The organism is Inquilinus limosus (assembly GCF_002195995.1).
In the GTDB taxonomy this organism is placed as follows: domain Bacteria; phylum Pseudomonadota; class Alphaproteobacteria; order DSM-16000; family Inquilinaceae; genus Inquilinus; species Inquilinus limosus_C.
The window spans coordinates 1-18,060 of sequence record NZ_NHON01000107.1 but is presented as its reverse complement, the minus strand read 5'-3'; the positions used below and the strand labels follow the sequence as shown (position 1 = coordinate 18,060).

Annotated in this window: 17 protein-coding genes; 8 read left to right on the top strand and 9 right to left on the bottom strand. The window is 70.3% G+C overall.

All coding sequences use genetic code 11. From position 1 onward, the window contains the following. On the top strand, positions 1-1,049 hold a 1,049-nt coding region (locus BWR60_RS31495), incomplete at its 5' end, for an acetyl-CoA C-acyltransferase (protein WP_088156505.1). On the opposite strand, the gene BWR60_RS31490 is transcribed toward BWR60_RS31495, so the two are convergent. The 3 genes from BWR60_RS31490 to BWR60_RS31480 form a co-directional block, all read right to left on the bottom strand. After that, positions 1,046-1,543, bottom strand: coding sequence for a GNAT family N-acetyltransferase (locus BWR60_RS31490; protein WP_230983241.1), 498 nt, complete (start codon positions 1,541-1,543; stop codon positions 1,046-1,048). The two genes, BWR60_RS31495 and BWR60_RS31490, sit on opposite strands and share 4 nt — an antisense overlap. Positions 1,544-1,547: 4 nt before the next feature. After that, positions 1,548-2,369 (bottom strand): hypothetical protein, encoded by an 822-nt coding sequence (locus tag BWR60_RS31485; RefSeq protein WP_088156503.1) that lies wholly within the window; start codon positions 2,367-2,369, stop codon positions 1,548-1,550. A gap of 138 nt (positions 2,370-2,507) precedes the next feature. After that, entirely contained in the window at positions 2,508-3,107 is a 600-nt protein-coding gene (locus BWR60_RS31480; RefSeq protein WP_088156501.1) for a class I SAM-dependent methyltransferase, read from the bottom strand. 622 nt (positions 3,108-3,729) lie between these two features. On the opposite strand from BWR60_RS31480, the gene BWR60_RS31475 reads away from it, so the two are divergent. Then, positions 3,730-5,049: an MFS transporter gene (locus BWR60_RS31475; protein WP_088156499.1), complete on the top strand. Its 1,320-nt coding sequence runs from the start codon at positions 3,730-3,732 to the stop codon at positions 5,047-5,049. Positions 5,050-5,107: 58 nt separating this feature from the next. Here the strand turns inward: BWR60_RS31475 and BWR60_RS31470 are convergent, their stop codons facing one another. Next, positions 5,108-5,989 carry an NmrA/HSCARG family protein gene (locus BWR60_RS31470; RefSeq protein ID WP_088156497.1) on the bottom strand — a complete coding sequence of 294 codons (882 nt, stop codon included), beginning with the start codon at positions 5,987-5,989 and terminating at the stop codon, positions 5,108-5,110. Between the two features lie 99 nt (positions 5,990-6,088). Here BWR60_RS31470 and BWR60_RS31465 point away from each other — a divergent pair, with 99 nt between their 5' ends. Continuing rightward, positions 6,089-7,015 (top strand): LysR family transcriptional regulator, encoded by a 927-nt coding sequence (locus BWR60_RS31465; RefSeq protein ID WP_088156495.1) that lies wholly within the window; start codon positions 6,089-6,091, stop codon positions 7,013-7,015. 17 nt (positions 7,016-7,032) lie between these two features. Here the strand turns inward: BWR60_RS31465 and hisI are convergent, their stop codons facing one another. Next, positions 7,033-7,431, bottom strand: coding sequence for a phosphoribosyl-AMP cyclohydrolase (hisI, locus tag BWR60_RS31460; protein WP_088156493.1), 399 nt, complete (start codon positions 7,429-7,431; stop codon positions 7,033-7,035). Next, a complete protein-coding gene (metC, locus tag BWR60_RS31455) occupies positions 7,428-8,612 on the bottom strand; it encodes a cystathionine beta-lyase (RefSeq protein ID WP_088156491.1) in 1,185 nt (394 codons plus the stop codon). The genes hisI and metC overlap by 4 nt, the downstream gene beginning before the upstream one ends. Positions 8,613-8,864: 252 nt before the next feature. Between metC and BWR60_RS31450 the strand changes: the two genes are divergently transcribed. Next, positions 8,865-9,275 (top strand): cupin domain-containing protein, encoded by a 411-nt coding sequence (locus BWR60_RS31450; RefSeq protein ID WP_218823764.1) that lies wholly within the window; start codon positions 8,865-8,867, stop codon positions 9,273-9,275. Between the two features lie 21 nt (positions 9,276-9,296). Here BWR60_RS31450 and BWR60_RS31445 read toward each other — a convergent pair whose 3' ends face one another. From BWR60_RS31445 to BWR60_RS31435, 3 genes are all read right to left on the bottom strand, one after another. Next, a complete protein-coding gene (locus BWR60_RS31445) occupies positions 9,297-10,076 on the bottom strand; it encodes an RICIN domain-containing protein (RefSeq protein WP_088156487.1) in 780 nt (259 codons plus the stop codon). A 158-nt stretch (positions 10,077-10,234) separates the two neighbouring features. Beyond that, a complete protein-coding gene (gene recQ / locus BWR60_RS31440; RefSeq protein WP_088156485.1) occupies positions 10,235-12,046 on the bottom strand; it encodes a DNA helicase RecQ in 1,812 nt (603 codons plus the stop codon). Positions 12,047-12,165: 119 nt separating this feature from the next. Next, the gene (locus BWR60_RS31435) at positions 12,166-13,305 is read right to left on the bottom strand and encodes an LptF/LptG family permease (protein WP_179222027.1); all 1,140 of its coding nucleotides are present in this window, start codon (positions 13,303-13,305) and stop codon (positions 12,166-12,168) included. Positions 13,306-13,454: 149 nt separating this feature from the next. On the opposite strand from BWR60_RS31435, the gene BWR60_RS31430 reads away from it, so the two are divergent. The 4 genes from BWR60_RS31430 to rnk all read left to right on the top strand — a co-directional run bounded on the left by BWR60_RS31430 (position 13,455) and on the right by rnk (position 18,017). Continuing rightward, positions 13,455-13,904: an RbsD/FucU family protein gene (locus BWR60_RS31430; RefSeq protein ID WP_088156481.1), complete on the top strand. Its 450-nt coding sequence runs from the start codon at positions 13,455-13,457 to the stop codon at positions 13,902-13,904. A gap of 10 nt (positions 13,905-13,914) precedes the next feature. Beyond that, positions 13,915-14,844, top strand: coding sequence for a ribokinase (gene rbsK / locus BWR60_RS31425; RefSeq protein WP_088156479.1), 930 nt, complete (start codon positions 13,915-13,917; stop codon positions 14,842-14,844). Positions 14,845-15,090: 246 nt separating this feature from the next. Next, a complete protein-coding gene (locus tag BWR60_RS31415; protein WP_144445825.1) occupies positions 15,091-17,211 on the top strand; it encodes a calcium-binding protein in 2,121 nt (706 codons plus the stop codon). Between the two features lie 395 nt (positions 17,212-17,606). Further along, the gene (gene rnk, locus BWR60_RS31410; RefSeq protein ID WP_088156473.1) at positions 17,607-18,017 is read left to right on the top strand and encodes a nucleoside diphosphate kinase regulator; all 411 of its coding nucleotides are present in this window, start codon (positions 17,607-17,609) and stop codon (positions 18,015-18,017) included. Positions 18,018-18,060 lie beyond the last annotated feature (43 nt).

Sequence of the window (18,060 nt, the reverse complement as noted above, 5' to 3'; positions counted from 1 at the left end):
CGCCGGCGCAGGTCGACGAGGCGCTGATCGGCTGCGTGCTGCCGGCGGGGCAGGGCCAGGCGCCGGCGCGCCAGGCGACCCGCGGCGCCGGCCTGCCCGACGCGGTCGGGGCCACCACCGTCAACAAGGTCTGCGGCTCCGGCATGAAGGCGACGATGCTGGGCCGTGACCTGATCGCCGCCGGCTCCGCCGACATCGTCGTCACCGGCGGGATGGAGAGCATGTCGAACGCGCCCTGGCTGCTGCCGGGCGTGCGCGAGGGCTTGCGCTTCGGCCATGGCCGGATCTTCGACCATGCGGCGCTCGACGGGCTCGAGGACGCCTATGACAAGGGCCGGGCGATGGGCGATTTCGGCGAAGCGACGGCCGCCCGCTACGGCTTCACCCGGGCGGAGCAGGACGCCTATGCCGCCGTGTCGCTGCAGCGGGCCCAGGCGGCGATCGCCGCCGGCGCCTTCGCGGCGGAGATCACGCCGGTCGCGGTCCCCGCCAAGGGTGGCCCGGCCGAGGTCGCGGTGGACGAGAACCCGCGATCGCTCTCGGCCGACAAGATCCCGGGCCTGAAGCCGGCCTTCCGCCCGGACGGCACCATCACCGCCGCCAGTTCCAGCGCCAATGCCGACGGTGCCGCGGCGCTGGTCCTGGCCCGGCGCTCGGTTGCCGACCGGCAGGGCCTGCCGGTGCTGGCGACGATCCGCGGCCACGCCACCCATTCCCAGGCGCCGGAATGGTTCACCACCGCGCCGATCGGGGCGATCCGCCGGCTGCTCGACCGGGTCGGCTGGCGGGCCGGCGAGGTCGACCTGTTCGAGATCAACGAGGCCTTCGCCTGCGTGGTGATGGCGGCGATGCGCGACCTCGACCTGCCGCATGACAAGGTCAATGTCCATGGCGGCGCCTGTGCCCTCGGCCACCCGATCGGCGCCACCGGGGCCCGGCTGATCGTCACCCTGCTGGCGGCGATGCAGCGCCACGGCCTGCGCCGCGGCGTCGCCTCGCTCTGCATCGGCGGCGGCGAGGCGACCGCGATCGCGATCGAGAGATCCTAGCCGGCGTAGCGGATGGCGTCGTGCCCGTCCGGCCCGATGCGGCGCAGGCCGATCTTCTCGGCCACCCGCATCGACGCCACGTTGTCCGGATCGATGTCGGCGACCACCGCGATGCCCAGCATGTCCCGGGCATGGGCCAGCACCGGGGCCGCGGCCTCGGTGGCGTAGCCTCGGCCCCAGGCGGTGCGGTTGAAGCGCCAGCCGATCTCCACCTCCGGCCCTTCGCCGTCGAGTGGGATCAGCAGCACCCAGCCGAGGAATGGGGCCTCCGGCGTCCGGCCGCGGACGGTCCAGTAGCCCAGCCCCTTCGGATAGGCGGTGGAAATCCGCGCCTCGACGAAGCGGCGATGCGCCGCCGGGTCGGTCCAGGGCCCGGCGACATAGCGGGTCACCTCCGGGTCGCGGTCCATGGCCAGGCAGTCTTCCAGCTCGGCCATGGTCCGCGGCCGCAGGACCAGCCGCGGCGTCTCGAAGGATGGCAGCCCCGGCGCCACGGCCTTATCGCGGCAGCGGCTTGGTCTGGCCCGGCGCGATGCCGCCCAGCTGGGTCAGCAGCGCCGGATAGCTCGGGTCGGTCGGCGGCACCACACGCTGCGACGTCCCGGCCCGGGCGGCGCTGACCGGGCCGAAATTCAGCACGATCGCGGCGTCCCCGCGCATCGTCGCGGTGTCGCCGCCCTGGGTCACCGGCGGCGGCAACGGGGCTGGGAAGGTGGAGGCCGGCGCCGGCGTGAAGGCGGGGCCCGGCGGCACGGTGCCCTGGGGCACCGCCACCCCGCCCTGGGTCACCAGCGGCCGCGACGGTGCCACCGGGTTCAGCGGCAGCGGTTGCATCGGCCGCGGCGCCGGCCGCTGGATCGTCGTGGGCGGCGCGGTGAACGGGGTGGCGGGCCGCGGCACCGCCGGAGCGGTCGGGGCGATCAGCACCTGGCGCTGCTGCGGCGGCTGGAACGGCTGCGGGGCCGGGCGCGGCGCCGCTGGGGCGGAGGGCAGGGCCACCGGGCTGGCCATCGGCCGGAGCGCGTTCGGGCCGGCCGGCTGCAGCGACCCCGGGGCGCCGACCAGCCGGGCGTCATAATAGGAAGCGCCGGCCATGGCGCAGGGGATGACCAGCTCGACCGGCGTGCCGATCGGCAGCCGTCCGGCGCTGTCGGGATAGGTCCCGATCACCCCGGCGCCGACGCGGCACGATCCGCGGCCGACATCGGCGGTGACGTTGACCTGCAGCTGCAGATGGTAGGCGGGGGCCTGCGCCAGGGCCGGCAGGACGGCCGGCAGCGAGAACCCGAAGGCGGCGGCCAGAAGAAGCGGTTGTCTCATCGTCGCAAATCCTTCGAAGCCCCGGCGCGATTCCGGCAAAGGCGGCGCGCAGCGCTGCAGCAGGCCGGGCCGCCGCCGGTCGATTCCGTCGTCGGGACTATGCCCTGTCCCGCCGGGCGGCGGAAGCGGAGTGGGCTGTCAGCCGGCGTTACGCTGCCGGTAGGCCCAGACCGAGGCCGGAGGGATATTGGCCGTGACGAAGCCGACCCGGCGGCCTTCCAGCCCCAGCTTGTCGCGCTGCAGCGGCGAGGAGAAGGCGTAGGTGTACAGGACGACCTGCCGTCCCTTCGGCATCACCGAATAGGCCGAATCGAGGATCGCCTGCTGCTCCTCATGCGTCAGCAGCAGCATCGGGATGCCGCACAGGGTGGTGCCGACCTTGCCGATCACCTCGGGCGGCAGGATCTCGCCCAGGCGGCGGGCATCGCCCTCGATCACATGGATCCCAGGGAAGGCCTCGCGCAGATGCCGTGCCATCTCCGGGTTGATCTCAAGCACGTAGAGCCGGTCGGCCGGCACGCCGCGCTCCAGGATGCCGCGGGTGATGGCCCCGGTGCCGCCGCCCAGCTCGACCACGTATTCGTCGGGCGCGCGCCGGATCTCCTGCGTCAGCCGGCGCTTCAGGGCGGGGGAGGAGGGCGTCACCGACCCCACCTCGCGCGGATTGGCGAGCCAGCGGCGGAAGAACAGCCAGGGATTCATGTCCGGCCGGTCTGGGCCGGCTTTGCGGTCGGTCATCAAGCGACGGGTCCTTACGACGTCGAACGGATGGAGGCGTCCGATCCTCCGGGCGACGCACGCTAAATGCTCCGTTCCGCCTCCGATCGCAAGCGCGTCGCGTCGATCCGGCCGCATTGTGCGGGCCGGGACGGCGGCTCGGGCGATGGCGGCGATGATGTGGTCTTTATCGGCATTTTTCTGGATTTGCGAGCATTGCACTATTCGACCTGGAGTCTTCCCGATTACATTGCGGCGGTCAGCCATATCTCCATCATCGTGGCGCCGGGCCAGGGCTCGCCGGATCGAGGGTGGGGCCGTATCCGGCATCTCATCGTTCGACGGGAGGGGCTCCGCACCAGGCGCCGATTCTTTCTGGTCTCGGCATCACCGGCAGGACCTGGCAGGGAAAGGCTACAGCGGTAGCCGTTTTCCGGCGGCCCGAACATCCTGCCGTAGCCGTGCCGGCCGTATCCCGGACCCTGGACCGGACGGGCCCGACGCGGCCGGCCCTGTCGTCCGACGCGCTGCTGTCATGCCGCAGGCGCCGGGCGATGGGGCCGGTGATGGTTGACGGCGCCCCTTGCCGGGACAGATATGGAACCCGGTCCTGCCGCCCAAGCAACCATCGGTGCGTTTCCCCATGACGGACACAACATTCGACCGGCCCGTGCCGGCCCCCGCCAACACCACCGGCCGGATCGTCATGGCCAGCCTGGTCGGCACCGCCATCGAGTTCTACGACTTCTACATCTACGGCACGGCCGCGGCCCTGGTGTTCGGGCCGGTGTTCTTCCCGCAGGAATCGGATGCGGCGCAGCTGCTGCTGTCCTTCGCCACCTTCGCCATCGCCTTCATCGCCAGGCCGGTCGGCTCGGCCCTGCTGGGCCATTTCGGCGACCGCATCGGCCGCAAGGCGACGCTGGTCGCCTCGCTGCTGCTGATGGGCGTCTCGACCACGCTGATCGGCGTGCTGCCCGGTTATGACGCGATCGGCTGGCTGGCGCCGGCGCTGCTGTGCCTGCTGCGCTTCGGCCAGGGGCTGGGCCTCGGCGGTGAATGGGGCGGGGCGGCGCTGCTGGCGGTGGAGAATGCGCCGGCCGGCAAGCGCGGTTGGTTCGGCATGTTCCCGCAGCTCGGCGCGCCGATCGGCTTCCTCGCCGCCAACGGGCTGTTCCTGCTGCTGGCGCTGGGGCTGGACGACGCGCAGTTCCGGGCCTGGGGCTGGCGCGTGCCGTTCCTGCTCAGCGCCGTGCTGGTGGCGGTCGGCCTCTATGTCCGGCTGAAGCTGGTCGAGACGCCGGTGTTCCGCGAGGCGATGGAGCGGCAGGAGCGGGTGCGGGTGCCGATCGGCGACGTGCTGGCCCGCTACACCCGGGTCACCATCCTCGGCACCCTGGCAATGGTGTCGTGCTATGCCCTGTTCTACATCACCACGGTGTTCGCGCTCGGCTACGGCACCAAGTCACTGGGCTATTCCCGCCAGGCCTTCCTGGGCCTGGAATGCTTCGCCATCATCTTCCTCGGCCTCGGCATCCCGCTCTCCTCCAGCCTCAGTGACCGCATCGGCCGCCGGCCGGTGCTGATCGTCGGCGGCATCCTGACGGTGCTGTTCGGCTTCGCCCTGGCGCCGCTGCTGGGCAGCGGCTCGGCGGTGCTGGTCACCCTGTTCCTGTGCCTCGGCCTGTTCCTGATGGGGCTGATCTTCGGCCCGATGGGCGCCTTCCTGCCGGAGCTGTTCCCGACCGGCGTGCGCTACACCGGCGCGTCGCTGACCTACAACCTGGCCGGCATCCTCGGCGCGTCGCTGGCGCCCTACATCGCCCAGACGCTGGTCGCGGAGGGCGGGCTCAGCTGGGTCGGGCTCTACATCAGCGTCGCCGCGGTGATCAGCGTGGCCGCGGTCTGGCTGATCGGCGAGACCCATACCCAGGACCTGACCCGGGTGGCCGGCGACCGCTGAGGACATCGAGGCGGGGCGCGCCCGGCCCGGCGCGCCCGCACTCCGGTGACCGAAACCCTCAGCGGGGCGCCCCGTCGAGCACGCTCCAGTCGACGCTGCGTGCCCAGTCGGCGAAGCCGTGCCAGCGGACGTCCGGAAAATCCCGCCGAAGGCCTGCAATATCAGTAGAATAGCCGGTACTGTTGAACCATTCATACATCAGCGCCAGATCCTCGCTCTGCTGCCGCACCGCGGCGACCGGGATCTCCTGATAGGCGATCGGGCCGCCGATGGCCTGCGACAGGATCCTGGCCTGCTCCGTGCCGGACAGCTCGTCCCCGGCAATGTCGAAGCGCCGGCCGAAGACCTGCTCGCGCCGTTCCGTCAGCGCCGCGGCGAAGGCGCCGATATCCGCCAGGGCCACCAGCTGCAAGGGGCGGTCGGCCGGCAGGTCGAAGGCGTACACCCCCTGGCGCAGCCCGTCGATCGCCCAGGGCGCGACGATGTTCTCCATGAAGGCGACCGGGGCGCTGACGGTGTAGGGCAGGCCGAGCCCGGCGATGTGCCGCTCGACCACATGCTTGCTGTCGAAATGCGGGACGCCCGTCTTCCGGTCGGCGCTGCCGACGGAGGAATAGATCAGGTGCCCGACGCCGGCGGCCTTCGCCGCATCGGCGGCGCGGATCCCCTGGCGGGCCTCCTCCTCCGGTCCGGCCTCGTAGCTGTTGCCCATCAGGTACATCGTGTCGACGCCTGCCGCCGCCTGCTGCACCGAGCCCGGGTCGCCGAGGTCGCCGGCGACGATCTCCACGCCGGCCGAGGTCAGCCGCCGCGCGGCCGCGCCGTCCGGCTTGCGGGTCAGCGCCCTGACGCGATGGCCCCGCGACAGCAGCGCGGCGGCGACCGCGCCGCCCTGCTGGCCGGTGGCGCCGGTCACCAGCACGGTTCGCTTGATGCTCATGGGTCTGCTCCTTCTGTGTCCCACGGAGCAGAGTTGGGATCTCGTGGATTGATCCATTATGGGCGATAATCGGGAAACCTTGTCCCATCCGGCGATGCAATGCCTGATCTGAACGACATCGCGGTGTTCGTCCGGGTCGTCGAGGCCGGCAGCTTCACCGCCGCGGCCCGGCTGCTCGGCATGCCCAAGACGACGGTGAGCCGCCGCGTCGCCGCGCTGGAGCGGGCGGTCGGGGTGCGCCTGCTGCAGCGGACGACGCGCAGCCTCGGGCTGACGGATGCGGGCCGTCTCTACCATGACCAGGGCAGCCGGGCGCTGCGGCTGATCGAGGAGGCCAACCAGCAGCTGGCGGAGGCGCGGGCCGAGACGTCGGGCACGATCCGCATCTCGGCGCCCGTCGGCTTCGGCGGCCATTTCTTGACCGCCACGGTGTTCGACTTCCTGGCGGCCTATCCGAAGACCCGGGTTGAGCTGCGGCTCACCGACGACAGGCTGAACCTGATCGAGAACGGTATCGACCTCGCCTTCCGGACCGGCATCCTGCCGGATTCGACGCTGATCGCCCGCCGGCTCGGCGCCACCCTCCGGATCCTGTGCGCCAGCCCGGACTATCTGGCGCGCCGGGGCGTGCCGAGGGTCGCGGCGGACCTCGCCGGTCATGATTGCGTCATCGCCGGTCCCTCGGCGATCGGCGCGTCCTGGGTGTTGGATGGGCCGGAGGGGCAGGAGACCGTGGCCGTGTCCGGCCGCTTCGCCGCCAACGAGATGCAGGCCGTGGCCGCGGCGGCGCTCGCGGGCTACGGCATCGCACAGCTGCCCGACGGGATCGCCGGCGCGCTGGTCCGGGACGGGCGGCTGCGCCGCGTCCTTCCGGGCCACGCCGCGCCGGTCGGCGGCATCCATGCGGTCTATCCCAGCGGCCAGCACCTGTCGCCGCTGGTCCGGTCCTTCATCGAGCTCGCCGCCAAACGGCTGGCCACGGTCGGGATCGGCGACCAGGACGGGGTCGCCGTCCCGCACTGGTGACGGTCAGGCGGTCCGGCTCAGCCGTGACTGTGCCCGTACAGCTCCTTCGGGTCGTGCAGCACCGGCAGGTCGGTGTGCCAGGCGCCGTCGCGCGCCACCCGGAAGAAGCAGCTCCGCCGGCCGGTGTGACAGGCGACGCCGGTCTGGTCGACCCGCAGCAGCACCGCGTCGCCGTCGCAGTCCAGCCGCAGCTCGACCAGGCGCTGCACCTGGCCGGAGGTGTCGCCCTTGCGCCACAGCGACTGGCGCGAGCGCGACCAGTAGCAGGCGCGGCCGCTGGCCAGCGTCTCCTCGATCGCCGCGCGGTTCATCCAGGCCAGCATCAGCACCTCGCCGGTGTCGTGCTGCTGGGCGATGGCCGGGACCAGCCCGTCGGCGTCGAAGCGGACCTCGTCGAGAAGCGTCGCGACACTCATGCCGCCGCCCGCAGCCGGTCCAGCCCGGCCTCCAGATCGGCGATCAGGTCGGCCGTGTCCTCCAGCCCGACATGCAGCCGCACGCCCGGCCCCTCGGCGTCCCAGCGCGTGGCGGTGCGGATCTTCTCCGGATGGGTCGGCAGGATCAGGCTCTCATAGCCGCCCCAGCTGGCGCCCATCTGGAACAGCTCCATGCCGTCCAGCATCGCCGCCACCTGGGTGGCGGAGGCCGGCTGCAGCACGATCGCGAACAGGCCGGAAGCGCCGGTGAAGTCGCGCCGCCACAGCGTATGGCCGGGGTCCTGCGGCAGGGCCGGGTACAGCACCCGCGACACCTCCGGCCGGGCCTGCAGCCAGCGCGCGACCTCCAGCGCGTTCTCCTGGTGCTGGCGCAACCGCACCCCCATGGTGCGCAGCCCGCGCTGGGCCAGGTACAAATCGTCCGGCCCGGCGCAGTGGCCGGACTGCACGGCGTGGGTCTTCAGGACCTGCCACACCCGCTTCTCGCGGGCGCCGACCACGCCCATCATCGCGTCGGAATGGCCGACCATGTACTTGGTCGCGGCATGCACCGTGACGTCGACGCCATGGCCGAAGGCATCGAAATACAGCGGCGTGGCCCAGGTGTTGTCGAGCGCGGTCAGGATGCCGCGCGACCGTGCTGCGGCGGCGATGGCCGGCACGTCCTGCACCTCGAAGGTCAGCGACCCCGGGGATTCGAGATAGACCAGCCGGGTGTTCCCCCGGAACAGGGATTCGATCGCGGCGCCGGCCAGCGGATCGAAATACTCGACCTCGACGCCGAAGCGGCTCAGCACCGCATCGGCATAGCGTCGCGCCGGGCCGTAGGTGCTGTCGGTGATCAGCACATGGTCGCCGGTCTTGACGAAGGCGGTCAGGACGACGTTGACGGCGGCGAGGCCGGAGGAGACGGCGATGGCGCCGTGGCCGCCTTCCAGCGCGGCGACCGCATCCTCGAAGGCCTCGCTGGTCGGGGTACCGACGCGGCCGTAGCTGTAGACCCCGTGCTCGAAGCCGGCATGGGCCTCGTCCATCGCCGCCACCGTCGGCCACAGCACGGTCGAGGTATGGTAGACGGGCGGGTTCACCATGCCGTGGTTCTCACGGGGATGGCGGCCGGCATGGGCGAGGACGGTGGCGGGGCGGCGGGACTTGGACATGGCGGTCAGTCGGTCGTGGCGGCGTGTGTCAGTTGTCACAACTGACGAGGCCGCCATCTTTCGGCCAGCCAAGCGGGCCGGTCAAACCCCTTCCGCGCAGGGCCGCTCCGACGACGCCTGATCGCCCGCCGCAGCGGGCGACGGAAATCGCCGCCTGTCACCGGCGTAACACTCTTCCCCGGTTCGGCAATGCGATCGTCATCCGGCCTGCCGAGGATGGCGAGTCGATAGAGCGGGACGCGGATGATGGATGTGACGGAAGCGAAGCCGACCTGCCGGGTGGTCGGCGCCGGGGCGCGGTTCACCGGCAAGCAGGCGCTGACCTACACGCCCGGCATCTCGGCCGAGACGGCGGGGGCGACGGGCATCCACCTGCAACTGGTCACCCTGCCGCCGGGCGCCCGGGCCAGGGCGCACCGCCACGAGGCGCATGAGACCGCGATCCATGTGCTGAGCGGGGAATCCGGCATGTGGTACGGCGACCGGCTGGAGCAGCACCTGATGGTCCGAGCCGGGGAGTTCCTCTACATCCCGGCCGGCATGCCGCACCTGCCCTACAACCCCAGCCCGACCGAGGATTGCGTCGCGGTGATCGCCCGCACCGATCCGAACGAGCAGGAGAGTGTCGTGCTGATGCCGGAGCTCGACGGCCTTCATCCGTAGCCGTCGAGTCCGGCGCCAGGCTCAGGACGTCGTGATCGTGGCCGAGGCGTTGCCGGGCAGCGTGTCGTGGTAGGAGCCGCCCTGGGTCCGCACGTCCGACACGGTGTAGCCGCCGAGATAGTTGATGGTGTCGACCCAGACATCGCCGGCCGCGAAGAGACAGCGATGCTGGTGGACGTCGAAGGACGCCACCGAAGCCGCGGCATTCTCCGGATCGAAGACCTGGAACCCGATTGCCAGGCCATCCGTGTAGATCGACGCGATGGTCACGGCGGCGCCGGCTGGCAGGGGGATGGTGCCGTCCTGTGTCAGGACCTGACCCTCGATGGCGGACGCCGACAGCAGGAGGTCTTTTGCGGTTCCGTTGTTCACCGTCGTCAGCAGGGCGGTGCAGTCGAAGCCGGTCTGCGTCCATTGCTGGGCTTGCGAGCCCTGCGCAACGGGCTCGAGCACGACGGCGGAGCCGTAGGGATTGCTCGTGGTATAGACGGTGAGCACCTGCCCGGTGAGCTGGCTGACGATCGTGCCGTTCGAGATCTGCCAGAGCTGCGCGGCTGTGCCCGGCTGCAGCGTGTCGACGATCAGCGCGTTGTTCTCGCCGATGCTCAGGGCGAGGGTCGAATTGCAGGCGCTGACGAGCTGGCCTGCGGAGGTGAGGAACCAGAGCTGCCACAGCGCGATGGAGCTGTCGAACGAGTCCGCCTGGAGGGTCGAGCCCGGCGCCGGCGGGATGCTGGCGATCGTCAGGACCGGCGGCTGCCCCTCGGTATCGAGCGCGGTGGCGAAGTAATAGAGCTGCATAATCGGTCTCCAGAAAAGCAGTCGATAGCCCCGGCGCACCGGGAGCCCGTGGGAATGAAATTCGGCCGAAGCCCGAAGGCTATCGGATGATCGATTCCGAGATCGAGATTAAAATCTTATGAAGGCCACATCCGGCCGGTGAAGAGACCGTCCGGCGGTTACTCGACGTGCTGCTCGATCACCTCGAGGAAGGCGTCGGCATAGCGCAGCAGCTTGGCCTGGCCGACGCCGGGGATGGAGGCGAACTCCGTCATCGATCGCGGCCGGGCATGGGCCAGCTCGGTCAGGGTGGCGTCGTGGAAGATGACATAGGGCGGCACGCCCTGCTCGCGCGCCAGCTCCAGCCGCTTGGCCCGCAGCGCCTGGAACAGCGAGGCCTCGGCCGGGTCGTCCGGCAGCGCCCGCACGGCGCGGCCGCCGGATTTGCTGCGTGACGCCCGCTTCACCGCCTCGCGCCGGAGATGGATCTCCTTCTCGCCGCGCAGCACCTCGCGGCAGTCGGGCGCCAGATGCAGTCCGCCATGGCCCTCGGTGTCGACGATCAGCAGCCCCGCCGCCACCAGCTGGCGGAACACCGACTTCCACTCCTGCTTCGACAGGTCGCGGCCGATGCCCCAGGTGCTGAGCCTGTCATGGCCCAGCTGGCGCACCCGGTCGGTCTCGCTGCCGGTCAGCACGTCGATGACATGGCCGACGCCGAAGCGCTGGCCGGTGCGGTAGACGCAGGACAGCGCCTTGCGCGCCAGCTCGGTGCCGTCGAACGCCTCGACCGGCTCCAGGCAGGTGTCGCAGTTGCCGCAGGGCTGGGGCAGCGCGTCGGCGAAATACTCCAGCAGCACCTGGCGGCGGCAGCGCACCGTCTCGCAATAGCCGAGCAGGGCGTCCAGCTTCTGCCGGTCGATCTGCTTCTGCCGCTCCGGCGCATCCGATTCCGCGATCAGCCCCTGGATCTTGGCGACATCCTGAATGCCATAGGCCAGCCAGGCGTCGGACGGCAGCCCGTCGCGGCCGGCGCGGCCGGTCTCCTGATAATAGGCCTCCAGGCTCTTCGGCAGGTCGAGATGGGCGACGAAGCGGACGTCGGGCTTGTCGATGCCCATGCCGAAGGCGATGGTCGCGACCATCACCACCCCGTCCTCCTTGAGGAAGCGGTCCTGGTTCGAGGCGCGCACCTCGCGGTCCAGCCCGGCATGGTAGGGCAGGGCCTCGATGCCCTCGCCGCGCAGCCATTCGGCCGTGCCCTCGACCTTGCTGCGCGACAGGCAGTAGACGATGCCGGCCTCGTTCGGATGCTCGCGCCGGATGAAGGACAGCAGCTGCTGGCGCGGATTCTCCTTCGGCACGATGCGGTAGCGGATGTTCGGCCGGTCGAAGCCGGCGACGAAGATGCGGCCGTTCTGCAGCTTCAGCCGCTCGGCGATGTCGCGCCGGGTCGGGCCGTCGGCGGTGGCGGTCAGGGCGATGCGCGGCACGCCCGGATAGCGCGTCGCCAGCGTGTCCAGCTGGAGGTATTCCGGCCGGAAGTCGTGACCCCATTGCGAGACGCAATGCGCCTCGTCGATGGCGAACAGGGCCAGCTTGCAGTCGTCGAGCATGTCGAGCAGCCCGTCGGTCAGGAGCCGCTCGGGCGAGACATAGAGCATGTCGAGTTCGCCAGCCCGCATCGCCCGGGCGATGTTGCGCGATTCGCCCGGCGGCAGGGCCGAATGCAGCGCCGCGGCGCGGACGCCGAGCTGGCGCAGCGTCTCGACCTGGTCCTGCATCAGCGCGATCAGCGGCGACACCACGACACCCAGCCCCGGGCGCACCAGCGCCGGCACCTGGTAGCACAGCGACTTGCCGCCGCCGGTCGGCATCAGCACCAGCGCGTCGCCGCCGGAGATCACCTGGGACACGATCTCGGCCTGCTGGCCGCGGAAGGCGGTGTAGCCGAAGACATCGTGCAGGACGGAGAGCGGATCGCGGGGCATCCCCGCTTATAGCGGTCGGCAGCCCCGAACCAAATACCCGATTGCAGCTATGCTTTAACCACAACAGGTTGTGGCTTTGTGGCTTTTCTGCACCTAGTCCTGCGACCGGCCGGAAAGCCTTAGGCCGGCGCCAGATCCGAGCTCGTCGGCGCCGCCGTCGGCACCTTGCGGCGCCGCGCGATCAGCAGGACGGTGAAGCCGGCAATCATGGTCAGGACCGGCAGCGCATACATGATCGGGATCAGCCCGAGCGAATCGCGTGCGACGCCGGCGACGCTCATGGTCGTGGCCTGCACCGCGACGACGCCGATGGCGGCGATCAGGATGCGGCGGCTCAGGCCGCGGCGGTTGTAGTCGCCGCTCAGGAGGACGCCGAGGCAGAACACGACATAGGCGAAGGGCAGCAGCGGGTCGGTGATGCGCTTGTGCCCTTCCATCACCAGCCGGCCGTAGTTCCGCATGTCGCGGGGCGAGGTCTGGTCAGGGTACAGCAGGTCGGGCAGGAACCGTTCGGACGGGGCGCGGTAGCTGCGGGCCAGATCCTCGGCGCCGGGCGTGTTCAGCGGCACGGTGTAGCTGTCGAAGGCGACCGGGTCGACCTTGCCGGTCTTGCGGTCCAGCTGCTGGATCACGCCCTTCAGCGCCACGATCCGCGGCCCGTCGTCGCTGTCCTCGACATAGCCGCGATCGGCGATGATGGTGACCGGCTGGGCCTCATTGTCGGTGATGTGGACCAGGATGCCGCTCAGGTCCCCGGTCACCGGGTTGCGGTCGCGCACGAACACCGTCTTGCTGTCGCCGATGGCGTTGAACTCGCCGGTCTGCAGGAAGGCGGCCGAGACGTCCGACTGGGCGATGGCGGTCAGGTCGCGGAACTCGCGGTTGGCCACCGGCCAGAAATACAGGGTCATGCTGTAGCTGAGGCCGGTGATGATCAGCCCCATCAGCAGGCCGGGCAGGGCCAGGCGCAGCTGGCCGATGCCGGCGCCGCGCATGACCAGCAGCTCGCCGTCCGACAGCATCCGGTTGTAGACGATCAGGCACGCGGCCACGACGCCGACCGGCAGCACCGCGATCAGGAACTCCGGCATCGACAGGAAGACGAGCTCGAGGAACAGCCCGGCCCCGACGCCGCCGTCGACGATCATCTGGATCAGCCGCATCGAGGTGGTGAGCATGATCGCGAAGACGAGGATCACGGTGGCGAGCGCCGTGGCGACCGCGATCTGGCGGAACATGTAGCGGCTGAGGAGCGACATGGCGGCACCGTATACACGAGCCGGAACACGACGGCCATGTTGCCAAGCGTCGCGGCGCTGATCCAGAATGCCGCGTGCCGAAAAGCACGACAAATCGCTGCGCAACGTAGCTGCCATGCTGCTTTAGGAAAACCAGGGAAGCTTCTGAAATGCTGAAGAACATCGATCCGATCATCACGCCGGATCTGCTCACGGTCCTGGCCAGCATGGGGCATGGCGACGACCTGGTGATCTGCGACACCAACTTCCCGTCCCGGTCGGTGGCGCAGCACACCATGGTCAAGGCGCCGATCGAGCTGCCGAATGTCAGCGCCGCGCGGGCGGTCCGGGCGATCCTGTCGCTGATGCCGCTCGACACCTTCGTCGACCATCCGGCGCGACGGATGGAGGTGGTGGGCCAGCCGGACGAGATCCCGGAGGTGCAGCGCGAGGTCCAGGCCGAGATCGACCGGGCCGAAGGGCGGGCCTGGCCGATGGGCTCGGTCGAGCGCTTCGCCTTCTACGAGGAGGCCAAGAAGGCCTACGCCGTGGTCCGGGCCGGGGAGGGGCGGTTCTACGGCTGCTTCCTGCTGAAGATGGGCGTGGTGCCGCCGAAGTAGGACGCCCGCCATGGCTTCGCCGAAAATCGCCGTCCAGGGCGTGTTCGTCGCCGACCTCGCCTTCCGCGCCGCGCGGCTGCCGGTGATGGGCGAGACGCTGCTGTCCAACGGCTTCAAGCTCGGGCCCGGCGGCAAGGGCTCGAATCAGTCGGTCGCCGCCGCCAGGGCCGGCGCCGATGTCACCTTCATCACCAAGCTGGGCACCGACCCGTTCGGCCAGATGGCGCGCGCCCTCTATGCCGAGGAGGGGATCGATGCCGGCCATGTGCTGACCGACCCGGAGCGGCCGACCGGCGCCGCCTTCATCTTCGTCGACGGCAAGACCGGGGAGAACGCGATCATCATCGAGCCGGGGGCCGCGGCGGCGCTGACCGAGGCGGAGATGGAGGCGGCGGCGCCGGCCATCGCCGCCGCACGGGTCTTCGTCGCCCAGCTCGAACTGCCGCTGCCGGTGGTGCGGCGCGGGCTGGAGATCGCCCGGCGGCACGGCGTGACCACGATCCTGAACCCGGCCCCGGCCATGACCCTGCCGGACGACCTGTACCCGCTGGTCGACTATTTGACCCCGAACGAGACCGAGGCCGAGAGCCTGGTCGATTTCGCGGTCGACAGCGGCCAGCAGGCGGCGCGGGCGGCGGAGGTGCTGCTGGACAAGGGCGTCGGCACCGTGATCGTCACCCTCGGAGCCAAGGGCGCTCTGCTCAAGAGCCGGTCGGAGGCCGTGCATGTCCCGGCCTTCACGGCCGGGCCGGCGGTCGAGACCGCCGGCGCCGGTGACGCCTTCAACGGCGGCTTCGCCCTGGCCCTGGCCGAGGGCCGGCCGGTGGCCGAGGCGGTGCGCTTCGGCTGCGCCGTGGCCGGTATCTCGGTGACCCGGCCCGGCACCGCGCCGTCGATGCCGCGGCGCGAGGAGGTCGAGGCGCTGCTGCGCCACTCCTGACGTCGTTGCCGTTGGGCTGCAACCGCCGGCGCTTGTCCGGCGGGCGAGCCGGCTTGAATGTTATTTTATGCAAAATAAAATGGAAATATCCGGGAAATATGTAAGTAATTGATGGGTGTCGATTCCCATTTTTCTGCATAAAAACTTATTCTTCTCCGCAATGCGTGGTAGCCTCCACAGCAGAGGCTTGAAAGCCGTCAAGAGAACGGTGGCGTCTGGGCTATCCATTCCCCGAAGGAGGAGATGATGGCTTCAACAGATTCCTTAGGTGGACTTCTTGATGATGACGGCTTGCTTGGAGGGCTGCTGGGCGGTCTTCTGGGTGAAGACGGTCTATTGGGCGGTGTCGTCGATGGCGTCGGCGGCTTGCTCGGTGGCGTGGCCGATGGTGTCGGCGGCCTGCTCGGCGGTCTTCTCGGAGGTGTCGGCGGCCTGCTCGACGGGCTCCTGGGCGGCCTGCTCGGCGGCGGCATTGGCGGCATTGGCGGGCTGCTCGGCGATCTTCTCGGCGGGCTCACCGATGCCGGCGGCCTGCTCGGCGAGCTGCTCACCCCGGACCTGATCGGCGAGGTGGTGTCCGGCCTGCTCGGCAATCTCGGCGGCCTGCTCGGCGGAACGATCGGCGGCGTGCCGCTCGGCGACCTGCTCGACGGGCTGTTCGGCGACACCGGCCTGCTCGGCGCGCATGGGCTGATCGGCGGCCTGCTCGGCGAGGACGGGCTGCTGACCCAGCTGGTCGAGGTGGTGCAGGGCTCCGGCGACCTGGTCGGCTCGCTGCTCGACCCCGACGGCCTGCTCGGCAGCATCGTTGACGTCCTCGGCGGCATCGGCGACGGTCTGGTGGGCGACGGCGGGCTGGTCACCAGCCTGATCGGCGGCGCATTGGGCGATGTCGGCGGGCTGTTCGACGATCTCAGCGTGACCGGCATCATCGGCAACCTGTTCGATTCGGACGGGCTGATCGGCGGTATCCTCGGGAGCGCCGGCATCAGCACCGATATCGGCGAGATCGTCGGCGGGATTTTCGATCAGCTGCCGGGGCTGGACGTGCTCGACAGCCTATTCACCGACGGCATCCTCGGCGGTCTGCTCGGCGATGTGCTGGGCCCGGACGGCAGCGGCCTCACCGACCTTCTGCTCGGCGCCCTCGGTGCCCTGTCGCCGGATGTCCTGATGCAGAACATCGTCGACAGCGGCGGGGTGCCCGGCCTGCTCGACAGCGTGCTCGGCGGCGCCGCCGGGGTGCTCAACACGCTCCTCGGCGACGTGGTCGGCGGGGCGCTGAGCGGTGGCCTGCTGGAGGGCGACGGCGGCTTGATCGGCAACTTCTTCGGCGAGTTCGGCATCCTCGGCGGCGACCAGATCGGCCTGCGTGACGCGCTTGGCGACGCGCTGATCGGGGACGTGTTCAATACGCTGCTGGATGTCGGCGTGCTGGCCGTCGGCGGCGAGGTGATCAAGGTCGCCGGCCCGCTGGCCATCGCCGGCACGGTGGCCGACCTCCTGGCCGGCGACAACGGGCTGCTGCACGGCGTGGTGCCCGAGGCGCTCATCAACCAGTTCTTCGGCGAGAACGGCGTGCTCGGCGCCGCGCTGGAGAGCCTGGTCGGCGGCGAGAACGGCCGGGACGGCCTGCAGGCCGTGCTCGACATGAGCGTGATGAACATCTCCGACGTGGTCCAGGACCTGAAGGAGGTGATCGCCGAGTTCCAGGACATCGGCGGCGGGGTGCCGCAGCTCGACGCCCTGATCTCGCTGGCCGGGACGCTCGAGGAGGCCGCCGACACGTCGGCGCAGGTGTTCACCGAGCTCCAGGCCGCGATCCGCGACGTCAACGACATCCGGGTCGGCACCTCCGGCGCGGACACGATCGACGGCTGGCTCGGCGACGACCAGCTCGACGGCGGCAGCGGCAACGACCTGCTCTCCGGCGGCACCGGCGACGACCTGCTGAAGGGCAGCTCGGGCAACGACAATCTGAAGGGCGGGCTGGGCCAGGACATCCTGGTCGGCGGCGCCGGCGCCGACATCCTGAGCGGCGGCGGCGGCGCGGATACGTTCCGCTTCACCGCCGTGTCGGAGAGCGCGGTGGGCGGCAGCCGGGACATCGTCTACGACTTCATCCGTGTCGAAGGTGACAAGATCGACCTGTCGGGGATCGACGCGAACACGGGGGTCGCCGGCAACCAGGCCTTTACCTTCATCGGCGACGAGGCCTTCCACCACGTCGCGGGCGAGCTGCGCTTCGTCACCGGTGACTTCGCCAGCGGCAGCGTGGTCGGCGATATCAATGGCGACGGCCGGGCGGATTTCGAGATCTTCGTTCGGACCCACACGATCCTGGTGGCGGGCGACTTCGTCCTCTGACCGGTCGTCCGGTCCCCTTACGGACCGGTGCTTTGGTTCCCTGCGGCCGCGCGGCTTCCCCGCCGCGCGGCCTTTTTCATGGTCGCCGCGGATCCGGCGCGCCCCGGTTGATTTCCGCGGCCCGGGCGCCTATTTCTGTTGGTATGAGAACACCGTGGACGAAGCTGCTGGCGGCGCATCGAACGCCGCTTCACGCCCGGGGCTGCTGACCTCGGGGGCGATGCCCCCAGGCCCGAGCCGCCCCGTCGCCCGTTCTCGTCCCCGTCGCCTCCCGGCGACCTGTTTTCCCAGACTTCCATGAATTCGCGTCCCGGCCGCTTTGATGCGCCGGTCCGCAGCCGAACCCTCCGGGCCCGATCGCGGAGCGGAAGACCCAGAAGAAAGGAAACTCGGCAATGTCCCGCAGCAGCCTGCCCAAGCGTCCGGAGATCCATGTCACCGCCGGCGATTACGATCGCCTGGCGGCGCTGGCCGACGCCGCGGCGGACACCTTCCCCGCGGTCGCCGATTTCCTGGCCGACGAGCTCGATCGGGCCCAGATCATCGAGGGCGCCGCGGCCAAGGGCGTGGTGCAGATGCACTCGACCGTCACCTATCGCGACGCCGCGACGGGCGAGGAGCACACCGTGACCCTGGTCTATCCCGAGGAGGCCGACATCGAGGCCGGCCGCCTGTCGGTGCTGACCCCGGTCGGCGTGGCGCTGATCGGCCTGCGCCGGGGCCAGACCATCACCTGGATCACCCCGTCGGGCAAGCCGCGCAACCTGACCGTGATGAAGGTCGAGGCCGCGCGGGCCGCCGCCTGACGGGGCGCCGGTTCCTGCTGTTGGAACCCCCTCCCCCTAACCC

Excerpts from the sequence above, each read along its gene's own strand:
- hisI (WP_088156493.1), bottom strand. The coding sequence starts at position 7,431 with ATGAGTGTCGCGACGCTTCTCGACGAGGTCCGCTTCGACGCCGACGGG.
- metC (WP_088156491.1), bottom strand. The coding sequence starts at position 8,612 with ATGTCCAAGTCCCGCCGCCCCGCCACCGTCCTCGCCCATGCCGGCCGC.
- rnk (WP_088156473.1), top strand. The coding sequence starts at position 17,607 with ATGTCCCGCAGCAGCCTGCCCAAGCGTCCGGAGATCCATGTCACCGCC.
- BWR60_RS31465 (WP_088156495.1), top strand. The coding sequence starts at position 6,089 with ATGCCTGATCTGAACGACATCGCGGTGTTCGTCCGGGTCGTCGAGGCC.
- recQ (WP_088156485.1), bottom strand. The coding sequence starts at position 12,046 with ATGCCCCGCGATCCGCTCTCCGTCCTGCACGATGTCTTCGGCTACACC.
- BWR60_RS31480 (WP_088156501.1), bottom strand. The coding sequence starts at position 3,107 with ATGACCGACCGCAAAGCCGGCCCAGACCGGCCGGACATGAATCCCTGG.
- BWR60_RS31470 (WP_088156497.1), bottom strand. The coding sequence starts at position 5,989 with ATGAGCATCAAGCGAACCGTGCTGGTGACCGGCGCCACCGGCCAGCAG.
- rbsK (WP_088156479.1), top strand. The coding sequence starts at position 13,915 with ATGGCTTCGCCGAAAATCGCCGTCCAGGGCGTGTTCGTCGCCGACCTC.
- BWR60_RS31415 (WP_144445825.1), top strand. The coding sequence starts at position 15,091 with ATGGCTTCAACAGATTCCTTAGGTGGACTTCTTGATGATGACGGCTTG.
- BWR60_RS31485 (WP_088156503.1), bottom strand. The coding sequence starts at position 2,369 with ATGAGACAACCGCTTCTTCTGGCCGCCGCCTTCGGGTTCTCGCTGCCG.
- BWR60_RS31475 (WP_088156499.1), top strand. The coding sequence starts at position 3,730 with ATGACGGACACAACATTCGACCGGCCCGTGCCGGCCCCCGCCAACACC.
- BWR60_RS31430 (WP_088156481.1), top strand. The coding sequence starts at position 13,455 with ATGCTGAAGAACATCGATCCGATCATCACGCCGGATCTGCTCACGGTC.
- BWR60_RS31435 (WP_179222027.1), bottom strand. The coding sequence starts at position 13,305 with ATGTCGCTCCTCAGCCGCTACATGTTCCGCCAGATCGCGGTCGCCACG.
- BWR60_RS31445 (WP_088156487.1), bottom strand. The coding sequence starts at position 10,076 with ATGCAGCTCTATTACTTCGCCACCGCGCTCGATACCGAGGGGCAGCCG.